The organism is Allobosea sp. 05T438, assembly GCF_056396025.1.
Map to the genome: position 1 here is coordinate 1 of NZ_JBFTKQ010000011.1, position 26,235 is coordinate 26,235.

At 67.4% G+C, this 26,235-nt stretch carries 26 protein-coding genes and 1 pseudogene; 15 read left to right on the top strand and 12 right to left on the bottom strand.

Features of this window, described 5'->3' with window-relative positions; all coding sequences use genetic code 11:
- Nucleotides 1-360 (top strand): annotated as a pseudogene (locus tag AC1DIN_RS19980) (hypothetical protein); the annotation flags it as partial.
- Nucleotides 361-436: 76 nt separating this feature from the next.
- Here the strand turns inward: AC1DIN_RS19980 and AC1DIN_RS19985 are convergent.
- Entirely contained in the window at nt 437-2,065 is a 1,629-nt protein-coding gene (locus AC1DIN_RS19985) for a long-chain-fatty-acid--CoA ligase (protein WP_476811059.1), read from the bottom strand.
- A gap of 135 nt (nt 2,066-2,200) precedes the next feature.
- Between AC1DIN_RS19985 and AC1DIN_RS19990 the strand changes: the two genes are divergently transcribed.
- The 4 genes from AC1DIN_RS19990 to AC1DIN_RS20005 all read left to right on the top strand — a co-directional run bounded on the left by AC1DIN_RS19990 (nt 2,201) and on the right by AC1DIN_RS20005 (nt 6,228).
- Nucleotides 2,201-2,665 carry a MarR family winged helix-turn-helix transcriptional regulator gene (locus AC1DIN_RS19990; RefSeq protein WP_441472840.1) on the top strand — a complete coding sequence of 155 codons (465 nt, stop codon included), beginning with the start codon at nt 2,201-2,203 and terminating at the stop codon, nt 2,663-2,665.
- Between the two features lie 7 nt (nt 2,666-2,672).
- Entirely contained in the window at nt 2,673-4,136 is a 1,464-nt protein-coding gene (locus tag AC1DIN_RS19995; RefSeq protein WP_476811060.1) for an amidase, read from the top strand.
- 297 nt (nt 4,137-4,433) lie between these two features.
- A complete protein-coding gene (locus AC1DIN_RS20000) occupies nt 4,434-5,810 on the top strand; it encodes an aspartate aminotransferase family protein (protein WP_441472842.1) in 1,377 nt (458 codons plus the stop codon).
- 208 nt (nt 5,811-6,018) lie between these two features.
- Nucleotides 6,019-6,228 carry a hypothetical protein gene (locus AC1DIN_RS20005; RefSeq protein ID WP_441472843.1) on the top strand — a complete coding sequence of 70 codons (210 nt, stop codon included), beginning with the start codon at nt 6,019-6,021 and terminating at the stop codon, nt 6,226-6,228.
- A 133-nt stretch (nt 6,229-6,361) separates the two neighbouring features.
- Here the strand turns inward: AC1DIN_RS20005 and AC1DIN_RS20010 are convergent, their stop codons facing one another.
- Entirely contained in the window at nt 6,362-6,958 is a 597-nt protein-coding gene (locus tag AC1DIN_RS20010) for a L,D-transpeptidase (protein WP_441472844.1), read from the bottom strand.
- A 222-nt stretch (nt 6,959-7,180) separates the two neighbouring features.
- Here AC1DIN_RS20010 and AC1DIN_RS20015 point away from each other — a divergent pair, with 222 nt between their 5' ends.
- Nucleotides 7,181-8,110 (top strand): histone deacetylase family protein, encoded by a 930-nt coding sequence (locus tag AC1DIN_RS20015; protein WP_476811061.1) that lies wholly within the window; start codon nt 7,181-7,183, stop codon nt 8,108-8,110.
- A gap of 7 nt (nt 8,111-8,117) precedes the next feature.
- Here AC1DIN_RS20015 and ribB read toward each other — a convergent pair whose 3' ends face one another.
- Both ribB and aroC read right to left on the bottom strand, forming a co-directional pair.
- Nucleotides 8,118-9,395, bottom strand: coding sequence for a 3,4-dihydroxy-2-butanone-4-phosphate synthase (gene ribB / locus AC1DIN_RS20020; protein WP_476811062.1), 1,278 nt, complete (start codon nt 9,393-9,395; stop codon nt 8,118-8,120).
- 199 nt (nt 9,396-9,594) lie between these two features.
- Nucleotides 9,595-10,713, bottom strand: a complete 1,119-nt coding sequence (gene aroC / locus AC1DIN_RS20025; RefSeq protein ID WP_476811063.1) for a chorismate synthase — start codon at nt 10,711-10,713, stop codon at nt 9,595-9,597.
- A gap of 400 nt (nt 10,714-11,113) precedes the next feature.
- On the opposite strand from aroC, the gene AC1DIN_RS20030 reads away from it, so the two are divergent.
- Nucleotides 11,114-11,905, top strand: coding sequence for a pseudouridine synthase (locus AC1DIN_RS20030; protein WP_476811064.1), 792 nt, complete (start codon nt 11,114-11,116; stop codon nt 11,903-11,905).
- A gap of 12 nt (nt 11,906-11,917) precedes the next feature.
- Here the strand turns inward: AC1DIN_RS20030 and AC1DIN_RS20035 are convergent, their stop codons facing one another.
- Together AC1DIN_RS20035 and AC1DIN_RS20040 are read right to left on the bottom strand one after the other, a co-directional pair.
- Nucleotides 11,918-15,928: a Pls/PosA family non-ribosomal peptide synthetase gene (locus tag AC1DIN_RS20035; RefSeq protein WP_476811065.1), complete on the bottom strand. Its 4,011-nt coding sequence runs from the start codon at nt 15,926-15,928 to the stop codon at nt 11,918-11,920.
- 255 nt (nt 15,929-16,183) lie between these two features.
- Nucleotides 16,184-16,780, bottom strand: coding sequence for a histidine phosphatase family protein (locus AC1DIN_RS20040; RefSeq protein WP_441472850.1), 597 nt, complete (start codon nt 16,778-16,780; stop codon nt 16,184-16,186).
- A gap of 151 nt (nt 16,781-16,931) precedes the next feature.
- Between AC1DIN_RS20040 and folP the strand changes: the two genes are divergently transcribed.
- The 3 genes from folP to folK are packed head-to-tail and all read left to right on the top strand — an operon-like array spanning nt 16,932 to nt 18,650.
- On the top strand, nt 16,932-17,774 hold the full coding sequence (gene folP / locus AC1DIN_RS20045) for a dihydropteroate synthase (RefSeq protein WP_476811066.1): 843 nt from the start codon (nt 16,932-16,934) through the stop codon (nt 17,772-17,774).
- Nucleotides 17,771-18,145, top strand: coding sequence for a dihydroneopterin aldolase (gene folB, locus AC1DIN_RS20050; protein ID WP_476811067.1), 375 nt, complete (start codon nt 17,771-17,773; stop codon nt 18,143-18,145). Before folP ends, folB begins: the two co-directional genes overlap by 4 nt.
- Nucleotides 18,135-18,650, top strand: coding sequence for a 2-amino-4-hydroxy-6-hydroxymethyldihydropteridine diphosphokinase (folK, locus tag AC1DIN_RS20055; protein WP_441472853.1), 516 nt, complete (start codon nt 18,135-18,137; stop codon nt 18,648-18,650). Before folB ends, folK begins: the two co-directional genes overlap by 11 nt.
- A 15-nt stretch (nt 18,651-18,665) precedes the next feature.
- On the opposite strand, the gene AC1DIN_RS20060 is transcribed toward folK, so the two are convergent.
- The 5 genes from AC1DIN_RS20060 to AC1DIN_RS20080 all read right to left on the bottom strand — a co-directional run bounded on the left by AC1DIN_RS20060 (nt 18,666) and on the right by AC1DIN_RS20080 (nt 21,872).
- Nucleotides 18,666-18,986, bottom strand: a complete 321-nt coding sequence (locus tag AC1DIN_RS20060) for a type II toxin-antitoxin system PemK/MazF family toxin (RefSeq protein ID WP_476811068.1) — start codon at nt 18,984-18,986, stop codon at nt 18,666-18,668.
- Entirely contained in the window at nt 18,980-19,234 is a 255-nt protein-coding gene (locus AC1DIN_RS20065) for an AbrB/MazE/SpoVT family DNA-binding domain-containing protein (protein ID WP_476811069.1), read from the bottom strand. Before AC1DIN_RS20065 ends, AC1DIN_RS20060 begins: the two co-directional genes overlap by 7 nt.
- Nucleotides 19,235-19,308: 74 nt before the next feature.
- Nucleotides 19,309-20,148, bottom strand: a complete 840-nt coding sequence (gene fabI / locus AC1DIN_RS20070) for an enoyl-ACP reductase FabI (protein ID WP_038359560.1) — start codon at nt 20,146-20,148, stop codon at nt 19,309-19,311.
- A 167-nt stretch (nt 20,149-20,315) separates the two neighbouring features.
- A complete protein-coding gene (locus AC1DIN_RS20075) occupies nt 20,316-21,260 on the bottom strand; it encodes a DnaJ C-terminal domain-containing protein (RefSeq protein WP_441472855.1) in 945 nt (314 codons plus the stop codon).
- Between the two features lie 156 nt (nt 21,261-21,416).
- A complete protein-coding gene (locus AC1DIN_RS20080) occupies nt 21,417-21,872 on the bottom strand; it encodes an RT0821/Lpp0805 family surface protein (RefSeq protein WP_476811070.1) in 456 nt (151 codons plus the stop codon).
- 124 nt (nt 21,873-21,996) lie between these two features.
- On the opposite strand from AC1DIN_RS20080, the gene pdxH reads away from it, so the two are divergent.
- The 5 genes from pdxH (at nt 21,997) to AC1DIN_RS20105 (ending at nt 24,790) form a co-directional block, all read left to right on the top strand.
- Nucleotides 21,997-22,611: a pyridoxamine 5'-phosphate oxidase gene (gene pdxH / locus AC1DIN_RS20085; RefSeq protein ID WP_441472857.1), complete on the top strand. Its 615-nt coding sequence runs from the start codon at nt 21,997-21,999 to the stop codon at nt 22,609-22,611.
- Between the two features lie 13 nt (nt 22,612-22,624).
- Nucleotides 22,625-23,401, top strand: coding sequence for an SDR family NAD(P)-dependent oxidoreductase (locus AC1DIN_RS20090; RefSeq protein WP_476811071.1), 777 nt, complete (start codon nt 22,625-22,627; stop codon nt 23,399-23,401).
- Entirely contained in the window at nt 23,382-23,897 is a 516-nt protein-coding gene (locus AC1DIN_RS20095; RefSeq protein WP_476811072.1) for an NUDIX hydrolase, read from the top strand. The genes AC1DIN_RS20090 and AC1DIN_RS20095 overlap by 20 nt, the downstream gene beginning before the upstream one ends.
- Nucleotides 23,894-24,337 (top strand): TIGR02301 family protein, encoded by a 444-nt coding sequence (locus tag AC1DIN_RS20100; protein WP_441472860.1) that lies wholly within the window; start codon nt 23,894-23,896, stop codon nt 24,335-24,337. The genes AC1DIN_RS20095 and AC1DIN_RS20100 overlap by 4 nt, the downstream gene beginning before the upstream one ends.
- 183 nt (nt 24,338-24,520) lie before the next feature.
- On the top strand, nt 24,521-24,790 hold the full coding sequence (locus tag AC1DIN_RS20105; RefSeq protein WP_441472861.1) for a hypothetical protein: 270 nt from the start codon (nt 24,521-24,523) through the stop codon (nt 24,788-24,790).
- 134 nt (nt 24,791-24,924) lie between these two features.
- Here AC1DIN_RS20105 and AC1DIN_RS20110 read toward each other — a convergent pair whose 3' ends face one another.
- Nucleotides 24,925-26,211: an RNA polymerase sigma factor gene (locus AC1DIN_RS20110; RefSeq protein WP_476811073.1), complete on the bottom strand. Its 1,287-nt coding sequence runs from the start codon at nt 26,209-26,211 to the stop codon at nt 24,925-24,927.
- Between the last annotated feature and the right edge of the window lie 24 nt (nt 26,212-26,235).

The window sequence follows — 26,235 nt, forward strand, 5'->3', positions numbered from 1 at the left end:
ACCCAGCAGAACGCGGCGCTGGCCGAACAGAGCGCCGCTTCCGCCAATGCGCTTTCCGGCCGGATCGGCCAGCTCAACGAGCTGGTCGCGACCTTCCGCACCAGCCGCGAGGCGGTGGGGCAGTCAGGCTATCCGCAGCCTGTCCCGGCCGCGCGCCCGGCGAAAGCCGCGCCTCGCGCCGCGGCGCGCCCTGTCGCCGTCACGGCAGCCGCCCCGGCCGCATCCGCCAGGGCTCCGGCGGCCGAGCCGGAGCGGCTGCGCAAGCTCGCCGAGGCCGCCTTCGCCCAGTCCAAGGCCGCCCCCGCCCCGCGCAAGGTCGCCAATGGCCGCGCCCAGGACGCAGGCTGGGAAGAGTTCTGAGGCGGGAAGGCCCGCCCGACACGACACGACCCGGCGCCCCGAAAGGGCGCCGTTTTCGATTCAGGGACGCAGCGGCTCAGCCCGGCAGCCGGTAGTCCTTGAACATCTCGCGCAGCGCCGTCTTCTGGATCTTCCCTGTCGCGGTGTGCGGGATTGCCTCGACCAGCACGACATCGTCCGGCAACCACCATTTCGCGATCTTGCCGCTCATGAAGGCAAGCATCTCCTCCTTACCGGGCGTGCGGCCCGGCTTCGGCACGATCACCAGCAATGGCCGCTCGTCCCATTTCGGATGCGCGACACCGATCACCGCCGCCTCGGCCACATCGGGGTGGCCGACGGCGAGGTTTTCGAGGTCGATCGAGGAGATCCATTCGCCCCCCGATTTGATCACGTCCTTCGAGCGGTCGGTGACCTGCATGTAGCCGGCGGGATCGATCGTCGCGACATCGCCGGTATCGAAGAAGCCGTGATCGTCGAGAATGTCCTCGTCCTCGCGCCGGTAATAGGCGCCAGCCACCGCCGGCCCACGCACCTTGAGGCGACCGAAGGTCTTGCCATCCCAGGGCAGGTCCCGGCCGGCGTCGTCGGTGAGCCGGAACTCCACCGTGAAGGGTGGGTGGCCCTGCTTGACCTTGAGATCGTAGAGCGCCTCGCCTTCGAGCTGCTGGTAGACCGGCTTCATCGAGCAGAAGGAGCCGAGCGGGCTCATCTCGGTCATGCCCCAGGCATGGGCGACCGTGACGCCGTATTTGCGCTCGAAGGCCTCCGTCATCGCGCGCGGGCAGGCCGAGCCGCCGATGACGACGCGCTTCAGCGTCGACAGCTTGCCGCCGGTCGCCTCCAGATGCTGCAGCAATCCGAGCCAGACCGTCGGCACCGCCGCAGTCATGGTGACGCCCTCGCCTTCCAGCAATTCATGAAGGGAGGGGCCGTCCAGCTTCGCGCCGGGCATCACCAGCTTGGCGCCCGTCATCGGCGCGGAATAGGCCAGCGACCAGCTGTTCGCATGGAAGAGCGGCACGACCGGCATCACGGTGTCGCGCGAGGACAGCCCCATATAGTCCGGCGCCGCGCAGGCGAGCGCGTGCAGAACGTTGGAGCGATGCGAGTAGAGCACGCCCTTCGGCCCGCCGGTCGTGCCGGAGGTGTAGCAGAGACCAGCCGCCGTGTTCTCGTCGAAGACACCCCAGGCGAAATCCTCGTCCGCTTCGGCGAGCCAGTCCTCATAGGCGACCGCGCCCTTGAGACCGCACTTCTGCATATGCGCGGCATCGCTGAGGACGATGTAGCGCTCGATGCTCGGCAGCTTCTCCTGCAACTGCTCGATCATCGGCACGAACGTCAGGTCGAGGAAGAGCAGCCGGTCCTCGGCATGGTTGATGATCCAGGCGATCTGCTCGGGGAACAGGCGCGGGTTGACCGTGTGCGTGATCGCGCCGATGCCGCTGATGCCGTACCAGAGCTCGAGATGCCGGTCGCTGTTCCAGGCCAGCGTCGCCACCCGGTCCCCGAGCTTGACGCCTTCCCGCTGCAGCCGCTTGGCCACGCGAAGCGCTCGGCCCCTGATCTCGGCATAGTTTCGTCGCCGCAGCGTGCCGTCCTCGACCGCCCGGCTGACGACCTCGCGCGTGCCGTGCTGGATCGCCGCATGGTCGATGATCCGGTGGAGCAGAAGGGACCAATCCTGCATCAGGCCGAGCATGCGCGTTCCTCCCGAAGGCTTATCGTTTTCGAGAGGATAGCGACGTGCTTCCGCGAAAGGAAAGTCGCACTATCGAAGGCTCGCCTGACGGCTCCGGATAGTTTAGGTCTGATCGTTCCAGAGGGGGGAAACGCGATGACCGCTCCGAAAAGCGTGCCGCACGCGGTGACGGAGCCTGACCGGGTCTGGTTCCGCTTTATGCGACTGCACCAGCGCATGCTGATGCAGATGACCGGGCGCATCCGCAAGCTCGGCCTCTCGATCCCGCAATTCGACCTGCTCTCGACCCTGACGGAGCAGGAAGGCATCAGCCAGAGCGAGCTCGCCGAGCGGCTTTATGTCACCAAGGGCAATGTCTCGGGACTGGTCGACCGCCTCGTGCAGGCCGGCCTCGTCGAGCGTCGTGCGATCGCCGGGGACCGGCGCTCCTATGCCATGCACTTGACTGCCGAAGGCCGCCGGCTGGCCGAGGCTGGCATCGCCAGCCAGCGCGACTTCGTCGCCAGCACGCTTGGCAAGCTGAAGCCCGACGATCTCGCAGAACTCGATCGGCTCGTCCTGCTCTGGCGCGATCACGCCCGCGCCGTCGATGCGGAGTGATGCCGGGATGGCTGCCGACATCGACCTGACCGCCTCGGCCACCGCCCTGCGTACGGCCCTGCTTGCGCGCCGCTTCAGCGCCACCGACCTGCTCGAGGCCACCTTCGCCCGCATCGATGCGATCAACCCGCATCTCAACGCGATCGTCGCGCAGGATCGCGAGGCCGCCCGCGCCATGGCCCGCGTCAGTGACGAACGGTTCGCGAATGGCACGGCGCGGCCTCTCGAAGGCCTGCCGATCACGATCAAGGACGCCTTCGACGTCGCCGGCCTGCCCTCATCAGGCGGTCTGCCGGCCTATCGCGAGCGCTTGCCTGCCGAAGATGCGGCCGCGGTCGCGAGGCTGCGCGCTGCCGGCGCGGTCATCGTCGGCAAGACCAATGTCCCGGTCTTCTCCGGGGATTTCCAGAGCTACAATCCCGTCCATGGCGTGACCAACAACCCCTGGGACGAAACCCGCTCCCCCGGCGGTTCTTCAGGCGGCGCAGCGGTCGCTGTCGCCACGGGCATGAGCGCCTTCGAGCTCGGCTCCGACCTCGGCAGCTCAATCCGCTGGCCGGCCCATGCCTGCGGCGTCTTCGGGCTCAAGACGAGCTGGGGGCTGGTCTCGACCTGGGGCGCGATCCCACCTCCGCCCGAGCGCCGGACTGCCCGCAATGTCGACCTGATGGTGGCCGGTCCGATCACCCGCGCGGCAGAGGATCTCGACCTCATATTGCCGGTGATCGCCGGCCCGCGCGATGCCGCGCTCCCCTCTCCCGCCCTGCCTGAGCCGCGCGCCCGGACGGCCAAGGGCCTGCGCATCGCGCTCTGGGCCGAGGACCCCTTCGCTCCCGTCGACAAGGAGGTGTCCGAGGCCGTGCGCGAAGCCGCCCGTCGCCTCGCAGAAGCCGGCGCCAGCGTCGACGAGACAGCCCGCCCCTCGGTGAGCTTCGCCGATGCTTTCGAGGTCTATGCGTTGCTGAACCACGCCGTCGTGGCCTATGGTCTGCCGCCGAAGGTACGTGCCCGCATCCAGGCCCAGGCCTCGCGCTTCAGCCCGAACGATCTGTCACATCAGGCGCTGCAGGCGCGCGGCGCGCGGATGACGCCCGGTCTCTATCAGCAACTTGCCCACCGCCGGCTTGCCCAGAAGCGGCAATGGGCGCGCTTCTTCGAGCGCTACGACGTCGTGCTTTGTCCGCCGGCTCCGGTCGCCGCGATCCCGCACGACCACGGCCCGGACATCCATGCCCGCCGGCTGATGGTGAATGGCGAGCCGAGACCCTATCTCGATTTCCTGCTGTGGGCAGCGCCCGCCACCGGCGCCGACCTGCCGGCGCTCTGCGCGCCGGTGATGCGGTCGCGCGAGGGCATGCCGCTCGGCGTCCAGATCATCGCGCCCTTCGGCGAGGACCGCACGGCGATCGCCGTCGGCGCGATGCTGGAAGAACTCGGCAGCCGCTTCGTCCCGCCGCCGATCGCGCGCTGAGGCCTGTCACGGCGCACTGCATTTTCACGGATGCGGGGGTCATCACGGACGCAGCGAAGCGGAGATCCGGGATCCATGCCTGAACCTTGATCGGCAGCGCGCTGGCATTGCCCAGAGTCAAGCCCGGAATGGCAGCGTATCATAACACCGGTAGGCTCCAAAAACACCTGGCGGAACTCTTTGCCTCCGCAGCCGCCCTGCGGCAGAGTCTACCGTCCCCTGCGCCAAAATCGCTCAACATTTGCGGCCATCTCGGCTTATGGTGGCAAGAATATTAAACAGAACCGGGAGCCCATCATGCTGTCGAATGTCGCCGTCAGGGACATCGAGACCCTCGTCCATCCCTATACCAACCTCGCCACCCACCGGCAGAACGGGCCGCTGGTGATGGAAAGCGGCAAAGGCGTCTACGTCTACGATTCCGCTGGCAAGGAATATATCGAGGGCATGGCGGGCCTCTGGTGCACCTCGCTCGGCTACTCCAACCAGGAGCTGATCGAGACCGCCTACGAGCAGATGAAGAAGCTGCCCTTCACCCATATCTTCGGTGGGCGCAGCCACGACCCGGCGATCGAGCTCGCCGAGAAGCTGAAGGAGATCGCCCCGGTTCCGATCTCGAAGGTGTTCTACGGGGCCTCCGGCTCCGATGCCAACGACACCCAGGTCAAGATCGTCTGGTACATGAACAATGCGCTCGGCCGGCCGCAGAAGAAGAAGATCATCTCGCGGTTGAAGGGCTATCACGGCGTCACCGTCGCCTCGGCATCGCTGACCGGCCTGCCGAACAACCATATCGACTTCGACCTGCCGCTGCCGGGCATCCTGCACACCTCCTGCCCGCACCATTACCGCTTCGCCGAGCCGGGCGAGAGCGAGCAGGACTACTCGACCCGCCTCGCTGCCGAGCTCGAGGAGATGATCCTGCGCGAGGGGCCCGACACCGTCGCCGCCTTCATCGCCGAGCCGGTGATGGGCGCCGGCGGCGCGATCACCCCGCCGGAGGGCTATTTCGAGAAGGTCAACGCCGTCCTCGCCAAATACGACATCCTGTTCATCTCGGATGAGGTCATCACCGGCTTCGCCCGCACCGGCAAGATGTTCGGCACCGAGACCTACGGCATGAACGCCGACACAATCTCGCTCGCCAAGCAGATCACCTCGGCCTATTTCCCGCTCAGCGCCGTGATGATGAACGAGAAGGTCTATGAGGTTCTGGTCGACCAGAGCCGCAAGATCGGCACCTTCGGCCACGGCAACACCTATGCGGGCCACCCGGTCGGCTGCGCCGTCGCGGTGAAGACGCTGGAGATCTACCAGCGCGACAAGATCGTCGATCACGTCAACAAGGTCTCGCCGACCTTCATCCGCCGCCTCGAGAAGCTTGCCGAGCATCCGCTCGTCGGCGAAGCCCGCGGTGTCGGCCTGATCGGCGGCGCCGAGCTGGTCAAGGACAAGCAGACCAAGGCTGCCTTCGAGACCAAGAAGGGCGTCGGCGCCAAGGCTGTCGCCTTCGCGCTGCAGGAGGGTCTCATCACCCGCGCCATGGGCGACCGTCTCGCCTTCTGCCCGCCGCTGGTCATCAGCGAGGCCGAGACCGAGGAGATGTTCAACCGCTGCGAGCGCGCCCTCGACAAGACGCTGGACTGGGCCAAGGCGGAAGGCCTGTTCGCCTGACGGCCACGGCATGTGCGATTTTGAAGGCCGGGCGGCGATCGCCCGGCCTTTTTTGTTTTCGTTCATCAATGTGGCCGAAACCGCGCACGGCCCGAGATCGCCACGAACAAATCACAGACGCGCCCCGGCCCCGTCCTGATCGGCCGGCAGGGTGACGAGGTCGGCGGGCGAGAGCCTCCGGCGTCAGGTCATCAGAGAGTCAGGAGCCATGTTTCAAAACGACGTCCGTCCCCAGATGCAGGTGCGCAAGAGTTTCCACGATGCCGCGGCACGCGAAAACTACACGTCGCAGTTCCGCCCGATCGCGATTCAGGCGGTCGCTGCGGGAACCAGGCAGCTGTCAGGCGCGTTGAAGAAGCACGGCGAGGCACGCAGGACCGAACTCCCCGGTGTGCTCCGCCACGGTTTCGACGACTGAAACCTCCCTTCGAGACCCTAAACTGGCCGGCGCGGAGCTCTACTCCCGCCGGCCTTTTTCGTGACGGCCGCCTGTAACGAAAACGGGCGACCCGAAGGCCGCCCGCTCGAATTCCTGAAGTTGCCGTCGAAGGTCAGACGACGATGACCTTCGCGCCCACCGGCACGCGATTGAACAGGTCGATAGCGTCGATATTGCGCATCCGGATGCAGCCGGACGAGGCCGAACGGCCGATCGTCTCGGGTTCGTTGGTGCCGTGGATGCGATAGAGCGTGTCGTGGCCGTTCTGATAGAGATAGAGCGCGCGCGCGCCGAGCGGGTTTTCCGGCCCGCCGTTCATTCCGCCCGCAACCGGCTTCAGATGCGGCCAGCGCTTGACCATCTCGGCCGGCGGCGTCCAGCGCGGCCATTCGGCCTTGCGCTGCACCACGGCCTCGCCGGTCCAGCCATAAGCCTCGTCACCGGTGGCGACGCCGTAGCGGATCGCCTTCTTGTTCGGCAGGACGAGGTAAAGGAACTTCTCCTTCGTATCGACATAGACCGTGCCGGGCGGTTGCCCGGTCGGATCGGCGATCTCGTAAGGGAGATAGGGAAGGTAGGTATCGAACTTGGGGACGAGCGCGATATATTCCGCGTCGCGGGCTGACAGCTCCGGAGCGGCCACGCTCTTATACTGGCAGGCACCGAGCAGCGCCGACAGCGCCAGGGCAACGAAAACGGTCTTCTTCATAGTCTCCACCAGAGCGACCCGAAGGCACCCTTTATGATGAATCAAGAGTTAACGCTTCGTATCGCCCAAGTCATACCCGAGGCGCGACGGTCTGGCGAAGCACTAGGCTCCAAACCGGCAAGGCGCAATCAAGTTCCCCTTAGGGCGCCCTGATCGCGCGCAGGCGTGGCAAACGGGCCACGCTTTCCGTCGCTTTGACCGCAATCGTCTGGATTGACCCGCTTGACCACGCTTCTGATCACCCATCCCGCAGGCTTCGGCCACGCCATGCCGCCCGGCCACCCCGAATGCGCCGAGCGGCTGAAGGCGATCGATCAGGCTCTGGAAGCAGAGCGTTTCGCGGCGCTGATTCGGGTGGAGGCGCCGCTCGGAACGCTCGAACAGGTGACGCTCTGCCACCCCGCCACCTACGCTCAGGCGCTGATCGATTCGAGCCCGGCTTCCGGCTTCGTTCAGGTCGACGGCGACACGTTCATGTCTCCCGGCACGATCGAGGCCGTCCTGCGCGCCGTCGGCGGCGCAACCGCTGCCGTGGACGAGGTCATGAGCGGCAAGGCCCGCAATGCCTTTGTCGCCATGCGCCCGCCGGGACACCATGCCGAGCGCAACCGCGCCATGGGCTTCTGCTTCTTCAACCACGCTGCGATTGCCGCTCGTCATGCGCAGAAGGCCCACGGTGCCGCGCGCGTCGCCATCGTCGATTGGGACGTCCATCACGGCAACGGCACGCAGGACATCTTCTGGGAGGATGCGAGCGTCCTTTACGCCTCCACCCACGAGATGCCGCTCTATCCGGGCACCGGCGCGGCGTCGGAGCGCGGCGCCCACGGCACGATCGTGAATGTGCCCTTGCACCCCGGGGAGGGATCGGACGAATTCCGCGAGGCCTTCGAGATCGCGATCCTGCCTCGCCTCGATGCCTTCCGCCCCGATCTCGTGGTGATCTCGGCCGGGTTCGACGCCCATTGGCGCGATCCGCTCGCCAGTCTCAATCTCCGCGAAGCCGATTTCGCCTGGGCGACGCAGAAGCTGATCGACATCGCGGACAAGCACGCCGGCGGCCGCGTCGTCTCCGTGCTCGAGGGCGGCTACGATCTCGACGCGCTGGCGCGATCGGCGGCCGCCCATGTCGGGGCGCTGATGGGCAGCTGAGCGGGCCTCACTCCAGCGGCGCGGTCTCCGCGATCTCGATGCCGAAGCCGCTGAGGCCCACGAAGGAGCGCGGCGAGGAGGCGAGGTTCACGATCGAGCTGACTCCGAGATCGCGCAGGATCTGCGCGCCGAGGCCGACCTCGCGCCATTGCTGGATGCGCAGCTCGTCCGAGCCTTCCTCGACGCTCTTGATCGGCACGCCGGCGCTGCCGTCGCGCAGATAGACGAGGACGCCCTTCCCTTCCTGCTGGAAGCGCCGCAGAACGCATTGGATCGAGCTGGCGCCGCCGAGCACATCGGCCACCACATCGGCCCTGTGCAGCCTGGCCGGCACCTTCTCGCCGTCGCCCAGCTTGCCCATCACGAAAGCAAAGTGCTGGGTGTTGTCGAAGGGCGTGATGTAGACATGGCCGGTCATCTCGCCGAACGCGGTCTTGACCGGGAAGGAATGCACCCGCTCGACCAGCTTCTCGCGCAACTGGCGATAGGCGATCAGGTCGGCGACCGTGATCTGCTTCAGCCCGTGCTTCTCGGCGAAGGCGGTGATCTGCGCGCCCTTCATCACGGTACCGTCGTCATTGGCGAGTTCGCAGATCACGCCGACCGGCGGCAGATCGGCGAGCTTGCACAGGTCGACGGCGGCTTCCGTATGGCCGGAACGCATCAGCACGCCGCCGTCCTTGGCGATCAGCGGGAAGACATGGCCCGGCCGGACGAAATCGGCCGCGCCCATATTGCCATTGGCGAGCGCGCGCACGGTGTTGGTGCGCTGCTCGGCCGAAATGCCGGTGGTCAGCCCGTGCTTGACGTCGACGGTGATGGTGAAGGCCGTGCCGAGCGGCGCGTCGTTGGACGAGACCATCGGATCGAGGCGCAGGCGCCGGGCCTCGCTCGCGGTCAGTGGCGCGCAGACGATGCCGCAGGTGTTGCGGATGATGAAGGCCATCTTCTCCGGCGTGCAGAGAGAGGCGGCGACGATGAGATCGCCCTCGTTCTCGCGATCGTCGTCATCGGTGACGATGACGATCTCGCCGCGGGCGAAGGCTTCGATGGTCTCGGCGACGTTGTTGGACATGGCAGCCTCGCGCGGCCCTGACAGGCCGAGGAAATCATTGGGAGTGACGGCGCCGCCTGTAGCGGCGGTGATGCGCTCGGCGCTTTCGCGGGAGATCCAGGCGGCAGGGTCGTTGCAGAGCGCCGTCACGCTGGCCGGCGACAGGCCAACCTGCTTGGCGAAGGCGCTGCGCGCGATCTTGTTCTGCCGGAGCCAGACGTCGAGCTTCATGCGAGCAAGCTAATACGACGAGACTTCATCCGCAATGAATGATTGACGCATTTTCAGTATTGCTGAAATGCAAGCCGCTACGCGTCGTGCCCGGGCTTGACCCGAGCATCTCGTGACGCGGGAGACTCGCCTATGAGCGCCTCTTCCGACCAGAGATTCCCGGGTCTCCGCTACGCTTCGCCCGAGAACGACGGCAGCGTCACTCCTGAAACGGCCAGCGCGGCTCCACAACGCCGACCTGCCCGCGATGGCGCAGATAGTGATCCGCCAGCACGCAGGCGACCATCGCCTCGCCGACCGGCACGGCCCGGATGCCGACGCAGGGATCATGGCGCCCCTTGGTGAACATCTCGGCTTCGCCACCCGTTCGCGTCACGGTCGCGCGCGTCGCCAGGATCGAGGAGGTCGGCTTCACCGCGAAACGGGCCACGATGGCCTGCCCCGTCGAGATGCCGCCAAGAATGCCGCCGGCATGGTTGGAGAGGAAGAGAGGGCGCCCGTCATTGCCGGCGCGCATCTCGTCGGCGTTCTCCTCGCCTGAAAGCTCGGCCGCGCCGAAGCCCTCGCCGATCTCGACGCCCTTCACCGCATTGATGCTCATCAGCGCCGCAGCGATCTCGGCATCGAGCTTGCCGTAGATCGGAGCGCCAAGGCCCGCCGGCACGCCTTCCGCGACGATCTCCAGCACGGCGCCGATCGAGGAACCGGACTTCCGGATACCGTCGAGATAATCGGCGAAGAAGGCCGCGGCCTTCGCATCCGGGCAGAAGAAGGGGTTGCGGGCGACTTCCTCCCAATCCCAGTTGGCGCGGTCGATCTTGTGCGGCCCCATCTGGACGAGTGCGCCACGCACCACCATGCCCGACACGACCTTGCGGGCGATGGCGCCGGCGGCGACGCGCATCGCCGTCTCGCGCGCCGAGGAACGCCCGCCGCCGCGATAGTCGCGGATGCCGTATTTCACATCATAGGTGAAATCGGCATGGCCCGGCCGGTACTTGTCCTTGATGTCCGAATAGTCCTTCGAGCGCTGGTCGACATTGTCGATCAGGAGCCCGATCGAGGTGCCCGTCGTCACCTGCACGCCGTCGCTCTCGCGCGCGAAGACGCCGGAGACGATGCGGACCTGGTCCGGCTCCTGGCGCTGCGTGGTGAAGCGCGACTGGCCGGGCCGGCGCCGGTCGAGATCGCCCTGGATATCGGCTTCCGTCAGCGGGATCAGCGGCGGGCAGCCGTCGACGACGCAGCCAATGGCGGGGCCATGGCTCTCGCCGAAGGTGGTGACGCGGAAGAGATGACCGAAGCTGTTGTGCGACATGGGAGCCCGATGCGTTGCGTATCGGCTCTTAAGCCGGATCGGGCCGCGGCGAAACCCCGCCCCGCTGCACGCGCTCCATTGACAAGACCGCGCCGCGCCGGCTTCAAGCTGACCGCATGAGTTGCTTGGCGCCCTGCCCCTCGCGCTCCTGGCGCCCCGGGAGCCCCATCATCGCGGGACTTTAGCCCCGAACCGCCCGCCGGCGGTTTCGGGGTTGAGCCGGCTCGCCCCTGCCAGCGCAATCGCGGCACCGAGCCACAGACACCAGATCACTCCCTGTCACCATCGCTCGATCGTCGGGACGGGCTCCGCCGCCTGCTGGCCGAACCGGCCGCACCGCAGCAGGCGGGAGCTTTTCCGATCCGTCGGGCAGGCCGCGCCATCGGCGCCCAGGCTCATCATGAAACCTTTCCGCAGGCGCCCCGCGCCCGGAACCGCGGCAAGCGTCGGCCTGGCCCGCGCCCTGTCCAAGCTCGGCTACTGCTCGCGCACCCAGGCGGAGAAGCTGATCCAGGAAGGGCGCGTCGCAGTCGACGGCCGCCGCGCCCGCCATCCGGAGCTGCGCATCGACCCGCAGCGGGCGCGTCTGCAGGTCGATGGCCAGCCCGTTTCCGCCGCAAGCCGTGTCTATCTGATGCTCAACAAGCCGCGCGGCGTGGTCACGACAACCAGCGACCCTGAGGGGCGCCAGACCGTCTATGCCTGTCTGGACGGCCTCGACCTGCCCTTCCTGGCTCCGGTCGGGCGCCTCGACATGGCGAGCGAGGGGCTGCTGCTCATGAGCAACGACACCCGCTGGGCGCAGCACATTCTCGACCCCGCTTCCGGCGTCGAGAAGACCTATCACGTCCAGATCGACCGGGTGCCCGACGACGCCTTCATGGCCCGTTTGCGGGCAGGAGCCACGCACGATGGCGAGACCCTGACGACACGCGCGGCCACGCTGCTGCGCCACGGCGCGCGCAATGCCTGGGTCGAGATGGTGATCGACGAGGGCCGCAACCGGCAGATCAGGCGGATCGTGGAAGCGGCCGGGGCCGAAGTCCTGCGCCTCGTCCGGGTCAGGATCGGCGAACTCGAACTCGGAGACCTGCCCAAGGGCGATGTCCGCGAACTCGGCGACGCGGAAAGGGCACTGCCGCTGGCCGGCCGCGCCGTTCCCGCAGGAAAGATCTGGGGTTCGGCGCGCTGAACCGCTCCAGCTTCAGTGCGCCGAGGCCTTCGCCGGCACCGCCGGCGCACCCTCCCAGCGCGTATGCGCCGGCAGGTTTTCGCCCTTCATGATCACGGTCAGCAACCCGACCTGAGCGTAGTCGCCGACATGGGTGTCGTAGAGCACGGTCGCGCCGGCACCGACGCAGACGCCCTTGCCCAGCCTGACACGGCCGACCTTCATCACGCGATCCTCGTAGAGGTGCGTCTGCAGCGCCGAGTGGGCGTTGACCGTGCAGAAATCGCCGACCTTGATGCAGTCGAACTCGGTGATATCGGTAGAGTCGAGCCAGACGCCCTTCCCGTACTTCGCGCCGAACAGCATCAGGAACCAGGGCAGAAACGGCGTGCCGCGCAGATAGTCGAACAGCACCTTGCCGCCGAGGCCCCAATACATCACCGCGACGGCCTCGGTGCGCATCGCCCACCACGACCACATCGGCTTCATCACCGGCTTGTAGGTGCCCATCATCAGCCATTTGACGGCAGCGCAGATCAGGGCCTGGGCCACGGCGATCAGCACCGAGACCGCCATGAAGGACAGGGCAAGGCCGAGCCAGTCGCCCTCGTTGATCTTCTGCTGCAGCACCATGTCGACGGCGATGGTGCCGAAGGTGATGAACAGCATCGACGGGAAGGAAGTGTGCAACGCCTCGAAGACGCCGCGCCCGAACTGCTTGGCGAAGGAGGGCTTGTAGGTCCAGTCCGCGCCGAGATCGACCTTCTGACGGGTCGGCAGCTTGATCGGCGGGGAGCCGAACCAGGTGTCGCCGGGCTGCATCCGGTCATTGGCCGGCGGCTTCGACTTGATGCCGATCAACACCCGGTCTGGGATGACCGCGCCGGGCGGCACCACCGCGTCGTTGCCGACGAAGACCTGCTCGCCCGTGCGCGTCGCGTCGAGCCGCATATAGCCGCGGCGCATGTCCTCGTCGCCGAAGACGACCTCGTCGGCGATGAAGTTGCCCGCGCCGATGCCGGTGAGGTCGTAGCGGCCGGAGAGATTGGTCGAGATCTCCGCGCCCTTGCCGATGTGCGCGCCCATCAGCCGGTACCAGGCCCGCATATAGATCGTGGCAAAGAGCGAGGAGAGCGTCTCCAGCGTCACCTCGGTCGCCAGCGCCACCGTCCATTTGCGGGCGTAGAAGCCGGAATGGATCGAGTAGGAGCCGGAGGTGACGCGCGGCAGGATCGCCCAGCGCAACCCCGCCATCAGCAGCACGGTGAAGGCGATGAGGCCGATCGCGGTCGGCCAGGTCAGGATCGGCAGGAACCAGAGATAGCTGATCTCGGTCCAGCCGGCGATGAAGTCGTCGATCTTGTCGAACAGCCAGAAGGCCGGGAAGATCGGCAGTAGGCTGACCGGCGGCAGCACGATCAGCATCAGGAGGTAGAAGACGGTCATCAGCGCGCGCCGCGCCGGTGAGGCTTCGGCCTGCGGCGGCAGGGCGGCGAGGTCGACCGTGCCGATCTTGCGGCCGGGCGTGCCGTCCCAGATCTCGGCCTCTCCGACATGGACGCCGGGCTGAATGGCGGTGAGGTCGCCGATCTCGGCATGAGCGCCGATGACCGCGCCATGGCCGAGCACGACCGAAGCTCCCGCCGAGACATCCTTCCCGATCTTGATGCGGCCGATGATCAGCTTGTCGCCGATCGCCTCGCCATTGGCGAAGGTGGTCTTGGAGCCGAAGCTCGTGAAGTCGCCGATCTCGATCAGATCGATCGCGCCCGCCTCGTAATCGGAGATGACGACGTCGCGCCCGACCTTGGCACCGAGCAGGCGCCAGTAGAACCGCATCACCGGGGTGCCCTGGAGCCATTTGATATGGACGAGGCCGGCGACACGCGCCGCAAACCACCAGCGGAAATAGTAGACGCCCCAGAGCGGATAGACGCCGGGCTTGGTCCGGCCGAGCACGATCCACTTCAGCGCGACGGCAATGAGCCCGGTCGCGACGATGATCATGATGTAGACGCCGAGCAGGGCAGCGATCTGGCCGAGCAGCGGCAGATCCTCGCCCGAGAGGATCATGTAGGTGACGAAGACGCCGAGCCACTGCGCCGTCGACAGGCCGATGATGACCGGCAGCACAGCAGCCTGCGCCAACCCGCACAGGAAGCGCCGCAGGAACGGCGGAGGCGTGAAGGAGAGGTCCTCCGCCGTTGCCGCGCCCCGCTCGTCGAGCAGCGCGGCCATCGCACGCAGCGTACGGGCACCATAGACATCCTGCAGCGTGATGCCGGCATAGGCCGGCGTCTCCCGCACGATCGAGATGAAGCGCGCCGCGAGCAGCGAATGCCCACCCAGATCGACGAAGAAATCGGCTTCCAGCGGCAGGCTGGCTGCGCCGAGCACGCGCCTGGCGGCATCGAGCAGGGCGGCTTCCGTCTCGTTGCGCGGGGGCTCCTGTTCGCCCTCGGCGCTCGGCGCCGTCAGCGGCGCCGCCTTCAGCATCTTGCGGTCGACCTTGCCGGAAACCATGCGCGGCAGCGAGCCGACCGCCTCGAAATGCGCGGGAACCATGTAGGGCGGCAGCTTCTCGCGCAGTGCCGCTCTGAGCGCAGCACCGTCCACCGCCACGCCCGGCTCCGCCACGACGAAGGCGACGAGCCGCTCGATGCCGTCATCCGTGCGCAGCACGACGGCCGCCTGCGCCACGCCCGGCTCGTCCGCGAGCTTCGATTCGATCTCGCCGAGCTCGACGCGGAAGCCACGGATCTTGATCTGGTCGTCGATGCGGCCGTGGAAGACAATGTTGCCGTTCTCATCGAGGCTGACGGCATCGCCGGAGCGGTAGAGCACCGGGTCGCCCTCGCCGGCCAGCCCGGAAAACGGGTTGGCGATGAACTTCTCGGCCGTCAGTTCGGGGCGCCCGTGATAGCCCTTGGCGACGCCCGGCCCGCCGATCAGAAGCTCGCCCTGCTCGCCCGGATGGACCAGGCGCAAATCTTCGCCGACGACATAGGCGGTGTAGTTCGCGATCGGCTTGCCGATGGTGACGGTCTCACCGGGAACGACCTCGGCAGCGGTCGCCACGACCGTCGCCTCGGTCGGGCCGTAGGTGTTGAGGATGCGCCGGCCCGGCTTCGACCATTTCTGCACGATCGCCGGCGGCAGCGCCTCGCCGCCGAGCAGGATCAGCTTCAGGGAAGGCACGTCGGCCGGCAGGATGCCGAGCAATGTCGGCACGGTGTCGATGACGGTGACGCCGGCCTCGTCGAGGATGGCAGGCAGCTCCTCGGCATCGCCCATCATCTCGGGCGAGGCGACGAAGAGCGTCGCCCCGACGAGATAGGGCGTCCAGATCTCCTCCATCGACAGGTCGAAGGCGACCGAGGCGCCCTGGAAGACGACGTCGTCGGGGCCGATCCCGTAAAGCGCGTTCCCGGAGCGCAGGAAATGGCAGATGTTGCGGTGGCTGATGACGATCGCCTTCGGCGTGCCCGTCGAGCCGGAGGTGTAGATCAGATAGGCCGGATGTTCCTTGGTCAGCCCGGCCGGCCGCGCCGGCGGCTCATGCCCGTCCGCCGCGGCCGCGAGGATTTCGGGCGTCCAGACCTTGCGGTCCGTCTCCTCGGCCCGGGCAGCCCAGCCGGCGCAGGTGACGATGCCCTTGGCCTCGGCGTCATTGAGGCAGGTCGCGATGCGCTCGACCGGCGCATCCGCGTCGAAGGGCACCCAGGCCGCGCCCGCGCGCGTGATCGCGATCTGCGCGACGAGCAGATCGATGCCGCGCGGCATCCACAGGCCGACCATGTCGCCCGGCCCGACGCCGGCAAGCTGCAAGCCCCGCGCCTGCCGCCCGGCCTGGGCCCAGACCTCGGCATAGCTGAGGCGACGTTCGCGATCGACAAGAGCGGGATGGTCAGGGCGAGCGGCTGCGGTCGCCGCAAAGATCTCGGCCAGCACCTCGTCACGGATCAGGTCCGGGCGCTTCTCGCCGGCCAGCATGGCAAGGAGGTTTGCGCCGGCCGGATCAGACGCCGCCGACAGCTTCGTCATATCGTTCATCGCGCCCCGCTGCGCTCAAAGGCCCGTCGCTATGACCGAGGCGGCTCATGCCTTCGGTCGGGCGGCACCTTGCCACGCACCCTATGAAGAAAACCGGAATCCGTCGCCACTGCGCCGCGACATCCGCGTGAGCCCCCCGGCCGGGCAGGCCGCCGCATCACGACGCTCTGCTAGCATATTCTTCCTGCCGAATCACGCGTGAACCGGTGATGAATGCCGGGATGCCGCCGGCACTGCCCGAGCCTCTCAGAGCCAGTCGGCCTTGCTCCCGGTGACGACGAGCAGCTTGCCCTGCCAGATCTCCACCCTGGCGGCGTCGCGTGGCGCAACCGCACCAACCAGCGCGAGCACGGCGCGCGCAACCCCGCCATGGCTGACGATCACCGTCTCGCGCCGCAAGCCTTCGAGCACCGGACGCACCCGTTCGGCCAGCATGCGATAGCTCTCGCCGCCCGGCGGCACGAAGCCCCATTTGTCGCGCTCGCGCAGATGCGCCTGCTCGCGCTCGGCCTTGCGGACATCGCGCCAGGTAAAGCCTTCCCATTCGCCGAAGGTCAGCTCCCGCAGCCGGTCATCGACGGCATAGCCGCCTTCCGGCAGAGCGAGTTCGCGGCTCAGGATGTCCATCGTCTCGCGCGCCCGCCGCATCGGCGATGAGATGTAGTCGAGCTCGGCATAGGCCGGCTCCAGCGTCTTCAGACGGCCGGCGGCCTCAGCCGCCTGTTCACGGCCGAGATCGTTGAGCGGGATATCCTGTCCGCCTTGCAGCCGCCCCTCGCGATTCCAGTCGGTTTCGCCGTGGCGGACGAGGATGAGCCGATGCGAAAGCGAAAGCGGAAGCATGCGGGGCTTCTGCACGCTGACGCCGCCCGCGTCAAAAGCCAAAGGCGGCCGGAGCCCATGCATCCGCCCCATAGCGACAATCGGCCGCTTTCTGTGGCCCATCGCACACGGGGTGTGTATAGCGCCCTTGCCCAATCATCGACGGAACCGCATGCCCTTCTCCCTCACCTTGCCTGATGGCCGCAGCCTCGCGCTCGATGCGCGGCCGCTGGTCATGGGCATCGTCAACGTCACGCCCGATTCCTTTTCGGATGGCGGCCTGCACGCCGGCACCCAGGCCGCGGTGTCGCATGGCGAAAGCCTTGTCGCCGAGGGGGCGGCCATCGTCGATGTCGGTGGCGAGTCGACCCGGCCGGGCCATGCCACCGTCGATGCCGAGACCGAGAAGGCGCGCGTGCTGCCGGTGATCGCCCAGCTGAAGGCGCGCATCGAGGCGCCGATCTCCATCGACAGCTACAAGGCCGAGATCGCGGAAGCGGCGCTCGCCGCCGGCGCATCGATCGTCAACGACGTCTGGGGCGCCCAGCGCGATCCGCGCATCGCCGCGGTCGCAGCGCGGGCCGGCGCCCCGATCATCCTGATGCACAACCGCGAGAAGGCCGACGGCGCGCTCGACATCTTCGACGAGGTGCTGCGCTTCCTCGAGCGCTCGATCGCGATCGCGACGCAGGCCGGCGTCCCGCGTGACCAGATCGTCGTCGATCCCGGCATCGGCTTCGGCAAGACCATCAGCCAGAATCTCGACCTGATCCACCATCTCGACCGGCTCGGCGAGCTCGGCTGCCCGATCCTGCTCGGCGCCTCGCGCAAATCGACGCTCGGGCATATCACCGGCCGCACGATCCCGGCCGAACGGCTCGCCGCCAGCATCGCCGCCCATCTCTACGGCGCCAGCCGCGGCGCCGCCATCATCCGCGCCCATGACGTCGCGCCCCATATCGATGCGCTGAAGACCTGGGCCGCGATCGAGGACAGCACGAAGGCAGACCTGTGAGCGAAACCGGCCGCATCCTGATCGAGAAGCTCGATATCTACGCCTATCACGGCTTTTTCTCGGAGGAGGAGCGGCTCGGCCAACGCTTTGTCCTCGACCTCGTGCTCGACGTCGACCTGCGTGCCGCCGCCGCCAGCGACCGCCTGGCCGATACGGTCGATTACGGGCGTGCCGTCGCCATCGTGAACGACGCTTTCACGGCCTGCCGCTATCATCTGCTTGAAGGCGCAGCCCGTGCCGTGGCTTTGGCGATCCTCGACGCCTTTCCCACGGTCGATGCTGTGGAAGTCACGTTGCGCAAGCCGGCGCCTCCGATCCCGGCGACGCTCGGCTCGGTCGGCATCCAGTTGAGATTCCAGCGTGAAGGTTGAAGCCGCGCTCGCCTTCGGCGGCAATCTCGGCGATCCCGTCGCCGCCTTCGCCGCGGCCTTGCATGGGTTGCGCGACCACCCGGCCATCACTCTTGGCCGGCTGTCCTCGATCTATCGCACACCGCCCTGGGGCAAGACCGACCAGCCGGAATTCCTCAACATGGCAGCTCTGGTCGAGACATCGCTCGCCCCGCAGGACCTGCTCGCGTTCTGCCTTGAGCTGGAGCGTGCCGGCGGCCGCGAACGGCGCGAGCGCTGGGGACCGCGCACGCTCGACATCGACATCCTGACCTATGGCGATGCGGTCATCGACCAGGCGCGGCTGCAGATTCCGCACCCGCGCATTCCCGAGCGCGCCTTCGTGCTGACGCCGCTGGCGGAGATCCTGCCACAACGCCTGATCGGCGGACGGACGGTGGCCGATCTGCTTGCAGCCGCCGCAGACGAAACGATCCGCCGCGACGACGGCGCGACGGATCGCTTGAAAACCTTGCTGGCGGGCTAGCCGGACGGCCGGTCGTCAATCCTCGTAGAGTTCGCGCAAAACCGCCAGGGCATTGCTGAGCGTTGCCGGGTGGGCCGCGCCTAACCGCCGGATCAGCCTCTTCTTGTCGAGAGCCCTGCTCTGCTCGAGCAGGATCAGCCCATCAATGCCTTGAAATGAGATCGGCACCCTGAAGCCCGCCGGGCGGCTCTTTGAAGTCATGGGCGCGACGATGACCGTGCGTAGATGATCGTGAATCTCGGCAGGCGAGATGATCAGGCAAGGCCGCGTCTTCTGGATTTCGCTGCCCACCGTTGGGTCGAGAGCCGCGAGCCAGATGTCCCCGCGCTTCACCATGTCAGTTCGGTGTCTTCGGCATTGCCGAATTCCGGCCACGCTAGCGCATCGTCTTCCGTAGCCGCGAGGCGTTTGGCATCCTCGGCCCAGCCTTCGCGTGCCCGCCCCTGCAGCGGCTGGATGATAATGCGGCCTTGCTCGACGGTGAGCTCGACGCCATCGCCCGCCTTTGCCCCGATCTCGGCGAGAAGAGGCTTCGGGATGACGATTCCGGCCGAATTACCGATCTTCTTGACGGCGCTGCGCATGGCTCCCTCCATCGAAGAGGCAGGATAAGCGCAATCAAGCTCCGTTACAACAATGTTATAACGAAGTGGAAACCTCACTCGCCCTTGTCGAGAGAGATGTCCGGCGCGGTCGGCACCTTCATGCCGACGACATGGTAGCCGGCATCGACATGCATGATCTCGCCGGTGATGCCGCGCGACATGTCGGAGACGAGGAACACGGCGGTCTCGCCGACCTCCTCGATGGTGACCGTGCGGCGCAGCGGCGAGTTGTACTCGTTCCAGCGCAGGATGTAGCGGAAATCGCCGATGCCGGAGGCGGCCAGCGTCTTGATCGGGCCGGCCGAGATCGCGTTGACGCGGATCTTCGAGGGGCCGAGATCGGCGGCGAGATACTGCACGCTCGATTCCAACGCCGCCTTGGCAATGCCCATGACATTGTAATGCGGCATCCACTTCTCGGCGCCGTAATAGGTCAGCGTCAGCAGCGAGCCGCCATCGGGCATCAGCTTCTCGGCGCGCTGGGTGATCGCGGTGAAGGAATAACAGGAGATCAGCAGCGATTTGGAGAAGTTCGCCTCGGTGGTCTCGACATAGCGGCCGGTCAGCTCGTCCTTGTCCGAGAAGGCGATGCAGTGGACGACGAAGTCGAGCTTGCCCCAGAGCTTCTCGACCTCGGCGAAGACCGCGTCGATCGTGGCGCCGTCGGTGACGTCGCAATGGCCGACCACATGGCCGCCGAGTTCCTTGGCGAGCGGCTCCACCCGCTTCTTCAGCGCATCGCCCTGATAGGTGAACGCGAGTTCCGCGCCCGCGTCGGCCGCCGCCTTGGCGATGCCCCAGGCGATGGAGCGGTTGTTCGCGACGCCCATCACGAGTCCGCGCTTGCCCTTGAGGAGATTGGCGGTCGGCGAAACGGCGTTGGAATCAGGCATGGGGAACCCGCAGGGTGAACGAGGAGCAGGTCTCTTAGAACAGTCGCAGGGAAACGGGAACCGCTTTTGACGGCGGCCTCCACGGTTGAATCACGCATCCGGCCCCAATCGGGGGTATTTTCCCTCGGATCGGGGCCGGCAAAGGCCCATCGCATAATGCTGGAAGGTTAGCCGGCCTCGCTGCGCGCCTTCATCAGAGCGGTCAACTCGGCGTCGCTTGCCGGCATCTCGATATCGATCGCGACGAAGAGGTCGCCAACCGCGCCCTTCTCGCCCTTGAGCCCTTTGCCGCGCAGGCGGAACTGCTTGGTCGTGCCGGTCATCGGCGGGATCGTCATCTCGACGGCGCCGGTCAGCGTCGGGACGTGCAACGGCCCGCCAAGAACCGCCTTGGTGAGCGGCACCGCGACGCGGGTGCGCAGATCCTTGCCGTCGACCGTGAAGCGCGGGTCCGGCTTGATCTTGATCGTCATCATCACGTCGCCGGTCTCGCCGGAGAACGGATCGGTCTGGCCGAGACCGCGCAGGCGCATCACCTTGCCGTCGGTGACGCCTTCGGGGATGGTGATCTCGACCTCGCGCCCGGTCGGCAGCTTGACCCGGCGCGCGCCGCCGGTCACGGCCTGAGCCAGCGTGACCTCGAGCGTGAAGCTCTGCTCCGCCGGCTTCTGCGGCTCGGGCCGCCCGCGCGAGCGCCGGCTCGCCTCGCCGAAGAGCGAGGAGAAGATGTCGGAGGCGTCGAAGCCGGCGTCGCCACCGGGCTGCCCGCCGCCGGGTTGCGCGCCGGCGCGCCCGCCGAAGGGGTTGCCGCCCTGGCCGAAATTGAATTCGAAGCCGCCGCTGCGACCGCCGCGGCCGGCGCCCATGCCCTCGAAGCCCTGGAACTTCGGCTTGCCCTCGGCATCGATCTCGCCGCGGTCGAACTGCTTGCGCTTGGTCTCGTCGCCCAGGATCTCATAGGCGGTGTTCAGCTCGGAGAAGCGATCCTGCGCCTTCGGATCTTCCTGGTTGCGGTCCGGGTGCAGCTCCTTGGCACGGCGGCGGAAGGCCTTCTTGATCTCCGCATCGCTCGCGCCGCGGGCGACGCCCAGAACCTGATAGGGATCGCGCATCCAAAACCTCGTTTTCACGCAAAGTCGGACGGCCGGTATCGAAAGCCGGCATCCGTCCGCTCCGCCTTATCTGGGGATGGTGTGGCGCCGACGCAACACCCTCCGGGGGCCCTTCTGCACCCGCCGCAAACGCAAGGCAAGCCGATAGCTGGGCGCTCAGCTCACGCCCTTCCAGGGCGCGACATCCTTGACCGCCCACTCGCCGCCGGAGGGGCGGCAGGCGGTGCCTTGCAGCTTGGCCGGCCGGGCTTGCGTCTGGACGCTGGCGATGAAGGCCCGGCAGATCTCGTCCGACCGCAGGAACGGGCCACCTACCGGAATGAAGGAACCCTTGATGCCGCTCTGGGGGTTGTCCCAGGATACCGCGGCACCGTTGCCCTGCGGGTCGAGAGCGACGCTCATCGCGCCATCGGCGCGGCGCATGTCTTCGGGACCGAGCTCGGCCGCAAGGCTGGCGAGGGCCGCCGGCCGTTCGCCGCCGCGCGCAGGCAGAACCGCGGAGGTCGTCGCGACCTCGTCCTCGCTCTTGCTCGACAGGCCGAGAATCGGAAAGGAAACCGAGCAGCCGGCGGCGAACAGCGCCAGCACGGCCACAGCCATCAGCGGGCGCATGGGGGCTGCGCGATCAGGAAGGCTTTGGAACGCTCCGGCCCCTGCCCTATATAAACCAGTCGCCCGTAACCGGATCACTTTGCGCTCGCCCGACGCCCAACTTCCACTGACCGAGGATTAGAACGTGCAACCGTTAACGAGCGGTGACTTCACCGAGGAAAACGAGCCTTTCGCCTTGTTCCAGAAGTGGTTGGACGAAGCGACGAAATCCGAGCCCAACGACCCGAACGGCATGGCGCTTTCGACCGTCGATGCCGACGGCCTGCCCAACAGCCGCATGGTGCTGCTGAAGGGCCACGGGCCGGACGGATTCGTCTTCTACACCAACACCGAAAGCCAGAAAGGCGAGGAGCTGCTCGGCCAGCCCAAGGCCGCGGCGCTGTTCCACTGGAAGAGCCTGCGCCGGCAAATCCGCATCCGCGGCCCCGTCGCCCCCGTCACCGACGCCGAATCGGAGGCCTATTTCCAGTCGCGCCCGCGCGACAGCCGCATCGGCGCCTGGGCCTCGCAGCAGTCGCGCCCGCTGGAAAGCCGCTTCGCGCTGGAGAAAGCGGTCGCGGCCTATACGCTGAAGTTCGGCATCGGCGAGATCCCGCGCCCGCCCTATTGGCGTGGCTTTCGCATCACCCCGGTCTATATCGAGTTCTGGCGCGACGGCGCCTTCCGCCTGCACGACCGCATCATCTTCCGCCGCGGCTCGGCCGGTGAGCCCTGGTCCAAGACACGCTTCTACCCCTGAGGACTCCAGCCCCATGGCGATGCCGAAGTTCGATTTTCCGAAGACCGAGCCGGGCAATCGCCCGGTCATGCTGCTGACCGGAGCGAGCCGCGGTATCGGCCATGCCACGGTGATGCAGTTCGCCATGGCGGGCTGGCGTATCCTGTCCTGCTCGCGCCAGGGCTTCTCCGAGAAGTGCCCCTGGCCCTCTGGTGCCGACGACCATGTCCAGATCGACCTCGGCGACCCCGAGGACACGATGCGCGGCATCGCCGAGATCAAGAAGCGGCTGGCCGTCGAGGGCGGCAAGCTGAATGCGCTGGTCAACAATGCCGGCATCTCGCCGAAGGGGCGCAACGGCGAGCGGCTCGGCGCCGCCACCACCTCCTTCAACGACTGGCACAAGGTCTTCCAGGTCAATTTCTTCGCGCCGATCATGCTGGCGCGCGGACTGCTCGACGAACTCACCGCCGCGAAGGGCGCGATCGTCAACGTCACCTCGATCGCCGGCTCACGCGTGCACCCCTTCGCGGGTGCCGCCTATGCCACCTCCAAGGCGGCTCTCGCCAGCCTCACCCGCGAGATGGCCGCCGATTTCGGGCCGTTCGGCATCCGCGTGAACTCGATCTCGCCGGGCGAGATCGATACCGCCATCCTCTCGCCGGGCACCGAGAAGATCGTCGCGACCCTGCCGATGAAGCGCCTGGGCAAGACCGACGAGGTCGCCAAGGCGATCTATTTCCTCTGCACGGACGCCTCGAGCTATGTCACCGGCTCGGAGCTGCACATCAATGGCGGACAGCACGTTTGACGCCGGTCAGCGCGCCATGAGCGAGGATGGCGGCCAGGTCATCCGCTTCCCCACGCCCGGCCGCGCGGCGGCTCGGCCTGTGCTCGCAGCCTCGGTCGCCGTCTTCCGCGAAGGCAAGGTGCTGCTGGCGACCCGCACCAAGCCGCCGGCCGACCAGCTCTGGTCGCTGCCCGGCGGCAAGGTCGAGGCCGGCGAGACACTCGAGCAGGCGGCGCTGCGCGAACTCGACGAGGAGGTCGGCGTGACCGCCCGTATCCTCGGCTTCAACCGCCATGTCGAGATCTTCGGCCGCGATGCCAAGGGCGCCGTGACGCATCACTTCGTCGTCGCATCCTTCGTCGGCGAATGGCTTTCCGGCGAACCGCAACCGGGCCCGGAGGCAGGCGCCGTGATGTGGGCCGATCCGCTCAAGATCGGCGGGCTCGCCACCACGCGCGAACTCGGCGACGTGCTGCGCCGGGCTCACAGCCTCTTCGCGGCCAGCGGGTCGGCATGAGGCGCGGCGCTCGCGCTTCGGCCGTTCTGGCCCTTGCCGTGCTCGCGCCGCTGGTTTCGCAGGCGCAGCAGCGAACGCCGCAGCCGGCGAAACCGCCCGCAGCCAAGCCTGCGGAACCGCCCGTCCAGGAGCCGGACGGCCCGCCCTATGAGCCGCAACTGCTCCAGCTCGCCGAGATCATGGGCTCGCTCGCCTATCTGCGCACGCTCTGCGGCGGCAAGGAGGCTCAGGATTGGCGCGCCCGCATGGCCGCCCTGATCGAGGCCGAAGGGCGTACCCCACAACGGCGCGACCGCCTGACCGCCGCTTTCAACCGCGGTTTCAAGGCCTATTCGCTGACCCACCGTTCCTGTACCGATGCCAGCCAGGAAGCCTCCGCGCGCCTCGCGGCTGAAGGCGAGGCCCTATCGCGGGCGCTGGCCAGCCGCTATGGCGGATAGGCAACAGCTGTTGCCCGAATGCGATCTTCGGTGGAATTCTTCCGGTCGCGTTAACCTTTCTTAAACACCGCGGTAGCGTGCCGCTCTGGCACGGCCTATGACTTGAGTGTCGCCCAACCGTCGCGAACCGGGTCACAACCGGCGCGATTCGCATCAGATAGAAGGCCGCAGAGTCCCATTTCGATGCCAATCCAGCCCGAAGACACGATGCTCGACCCGAATCTCGCCGAAGACCATGGCGATGCGCGCCGCGTCGCCTACGGCTACGTCGAGGACGCCTTCACCGAAGCCCAGCAGGACGGGCTCGATTCGGATGCGCTCGCCCATGCCGCGCTCTTTGCTGCGCTCCGCACCCTGGTCGAGACCTATGGCGAGGAAGCCACCGCCGTCTTCACCGAGGCCCTGCCCGAGAAAGTTCGCTGCGGCGCCTTCACCACCGGCACGCGGCACTGATCCCAGGGGTCATTCTCGGGCGAAGCGAAGCGCAGGCCTGGGAATCCCTAGACAGGCGAGTGCGGAAGCCTCGGTTGGCATGAGATGCCCGGGTCAAGCCCGGGCATGACGGCTTAAGGCCTGGCGAGACGTTCTCAGCTCGATGCGGCCCGGCGGGCACCAGCACGTGCCGCTGCCGCTCGTTCTTCCATCAAAGCTCGTTCCTTGACGTTGCGCGTCAGTGCTACAGCCTGCTCGAAGGCCGCAGCCGCCTCGGCAAGCCGACCGAGCTTGGACAGCAGGTCGCCGCGCACGCTCGGCAGGAGATGGTAGCGCTTGAGCGACGGCTCGGTGGCCAGCGCTTCGACCAGTTCCAGCCCTGCCGCCGGCCCTTCAGCCATGCCGACCGCCACGGCCCGATTGAGCTCGACGATCGGCGACGGCAACACCCGGCCGAGCACCGCGTAGAGCGCCGCGATTCGATGCCAGTCGGTCTCTTCCGCCGTGCGCGCACGGGCATGGCAGGCGGCCAGTGCYGCCTGCAGCAGATAGGGACCCGGCAAAGTGCCGGCGAGCCGCTCCGCCCGTTCCAGCGCCGCAAGTCCTCGTCCGATCAGAAGCCTGTCCCAGCGCGCGCGGTTCTGGTCGAGCAGAAGAATCGGCTCGCCGTCGGGGCCGACACGCGCCCGGAGTCGTGAAGCCTGCAGCTCCATCAGCGCGACAAGACCGAGCACCTCCGGCTCCTCCGGAGCCCGCGCCGCCAGGATGCGCCCGAGCCGCAGCGCCTCCTCGCACAGTCCCGGCCGGACCCAGTCCTCGCCGGCCGTGGCCGAATAACCCTCGTTGAAGATCAGGTAGACGACCTCCAGCACCGAGGCGAGGCGTTCGCCGAGCTCGGCGCCGGCCGGCACTTCGTAAGGCACCCCGGCCTCGCTCAGCGTCTTCTTCGCCCGCACGATGCGCTGCGCCATCGTCGGTTCCGGCACCAGGAAGGCGCGCGCGATCTCCTCCGTCGTCAGTCCACCGAGCAGCCGCAGCGTCAGCGCGATCCGCGCCTCCTTGGGCAGCACCGGATGGCAGGCGGTGAAGATCAGGCGCAGGAGGTCGTCGCCGACCTCGTCATCGAGCGCCTCGTCGATATCCGGCATCGCCGGCCCTTCGCTGTCGATATCGCGGCCGATCTCGTCTCGCTTGCGCCGGGCCATGATCTCGTGGCGGGCGGCATCCGCGGCGCGACGCTTGGCGACCTGCATCAGCCAGGCCGCCGGATTGCGCGGCACGCCCTCTTCGGGCCATTGCTTCAGCGCCGCGACCAGCGCGTCCTGCGCCAGCTCCTCGGCCCGGCCGACATCGCGGGTCAGCCGCGCGAGCCCCGCGATCAGCCGGGGCGCTTCCATGCGCCAGACCGTCTCGATGGTGCGGTGTGCATCGCTGCCCGACATGGGAAGCGATACACACCATCAGCG

What these genes read in the sequence shown, in the direction of transcription:
- AC1DIN_RS19985 (WP_476811059.1), bottom strand. Translation starts at nt 2,065, where the DNA reads ATGCTCGGCCTGATGCAGGATTGGTCCCTTCTGCTCCACCGGATCATC.
- AC1DIN_RS19990 (WP_441472840.1), top strand. Translation starts at nt 2,201, where the DNA reads ATGACCGCTCCGAAAAGCGTGCCGCACGCGGTGACGGAGCCTGACCGG.
- AC1DIN_RS19995 (WP_476811060.1), top strand. Translation starts at nt 2,673, where the DNA reads ATGGCTGCCGACATCGACCTGACCGCCTCGGCCACCGCCCTGCGTACG.
- AC1DIN_RS20000 (WP_441472842.1), top strand. Translation starts at nt 4,434, where the DNA reads ATGCTGTCGAATGTCGCCGTCAGGGACATCGAGACCCTCGTCCATCCC.
- AC1DIN_RS20005 (WP_441472843.1), top strand. Translation starts at nt 6,019, where the DNA reads ATGTTTCAAAACGACGTCCGTCCCCAGATGCAGGTGCGCAAGAGTTTC.
- AC1DIN_RS20010 (WP_441472844.1), bottom strand. Translation starts at nt 6,958, where the DNA reads ATGAAGAAGACCGTTTTCGTTGCCCTGGCGCTGTCGGCGCTGCTCGGT.
- ribB (WP_476811062.1), bottom strand. Translation starts at nt 9,395, where the DNA reads ATGAAGCTCGACGTCTGGCTCCGGCAGAACAAGATCGCGCGCAGCGCC.
- aroC (WP_476811063.1), bottom strand. Translation starts at nt 10,713, where the DNA reads ATGTCGCACAACAGCTTCGGTCATCTCTTCCGCGTCACCACCTTCGGC.
- AC1DIN_RS20030 (WP_476811064.1), top strand. Translation starts at nt 11,114, where the DNA reads ATGAAACCTTTCCGCAGGCGCCCCGCGCCCGGAACCGCGGCAAGCGTC.
- AC1DIN_RS20035 (WP_476811065.1), bottom strand. Translation starts at nt 15,928, where the DNA reads ATGACGAAGCTGTCGGCGGCGTCTGATCCGGCCGGCGCAAACCTCCTT.
- AC1DIN_RS20040 (WP_441472850.1), bottom strand. Translation starts at nt 16,780, where the DNA reads ATGCTTCCGCTTTCGCTTTCGCATCGGCTCATCCTCGTCCGCCACGGC.
- folP (WP_476811066.1), top strand. Translation starts at nt 16,932, where the DNA reads ATGCCCTTCTCCCTCACCTTGCCTGATGGCCGCAGCCTCGCGCTCGAT.
- AC1DIN_RS20060 (WP_476811068.1), bottom strand. Translation starts at nt 18,986, where the DNA reads ATGGTGAAGCGCGGGGACATCTGGCTCGCGGCTCTCGACCCAACGGTG.
- AC1DIN_RS20065 (WP_476811069.1), bottom strand. Translation starts at nt 19,234, where the DNA reads ATGCGCAGCGCCGTCAAGAAGATCGGTAATTCGGCCGGAATCGTCATC.
- fabI (WP_038359560.1), bottom strand. Translation starts at nt 20,148, where the DNA reads ATGCCTGATTCCAACGCCGTTTCGCCGACCGCCAATCTCCTCAAGGGC.
- AC1DIN_RS20075 (WP_441472855.1), bottom strand. Translation starts at nt 21,260, where the DNA reads ATGCGCGATCCCTATCAGGTTCTGGGCGTCGCCCGCGGCGCGAGCGAT.
- AC1DIN_RS20080 (WP_476811070.1), bottom strand. Translation starts at nt 21,872, where the DNA reads ATGCGCCCGCTGATGGCTGTGGCCGTGCTGGCGCTGTTCGCCGCCGGC.
- AC1DIN_RS20090 (WP_476811071.1), top strand. Translation starts at nt 22,625, where the DNA reads ATGGCGATGCCGAAGTTCGATTTTCCGAAGACCGAGCCGGGCAATCGC.
- AC1DIN_RS20095 (WP_476811072.1), top strand. Translation starts at nt 23,382, where the DNA reads ATGGCGGACAGCACGTTTGACGCCGGTCAGCGCGCCATGAGCGAGGAT.
- AC1DIN_RS20100 (WP_441472860.1), top strand. Translation starts at nt 23,894, where the DNA reads ATGAGGCGCGGCGCTCGCGCTTCGGCCGTTCTGGCCCTTGCCGTGCTC.
- AC1DIN_RS20105 (WP_441472861.1), top strand. Translation starts at nt 24,521, where the DNA reads ATGCCAATCCAGCCCGAAGACACGATGCTCGACCCGAATCTCGCCGAA.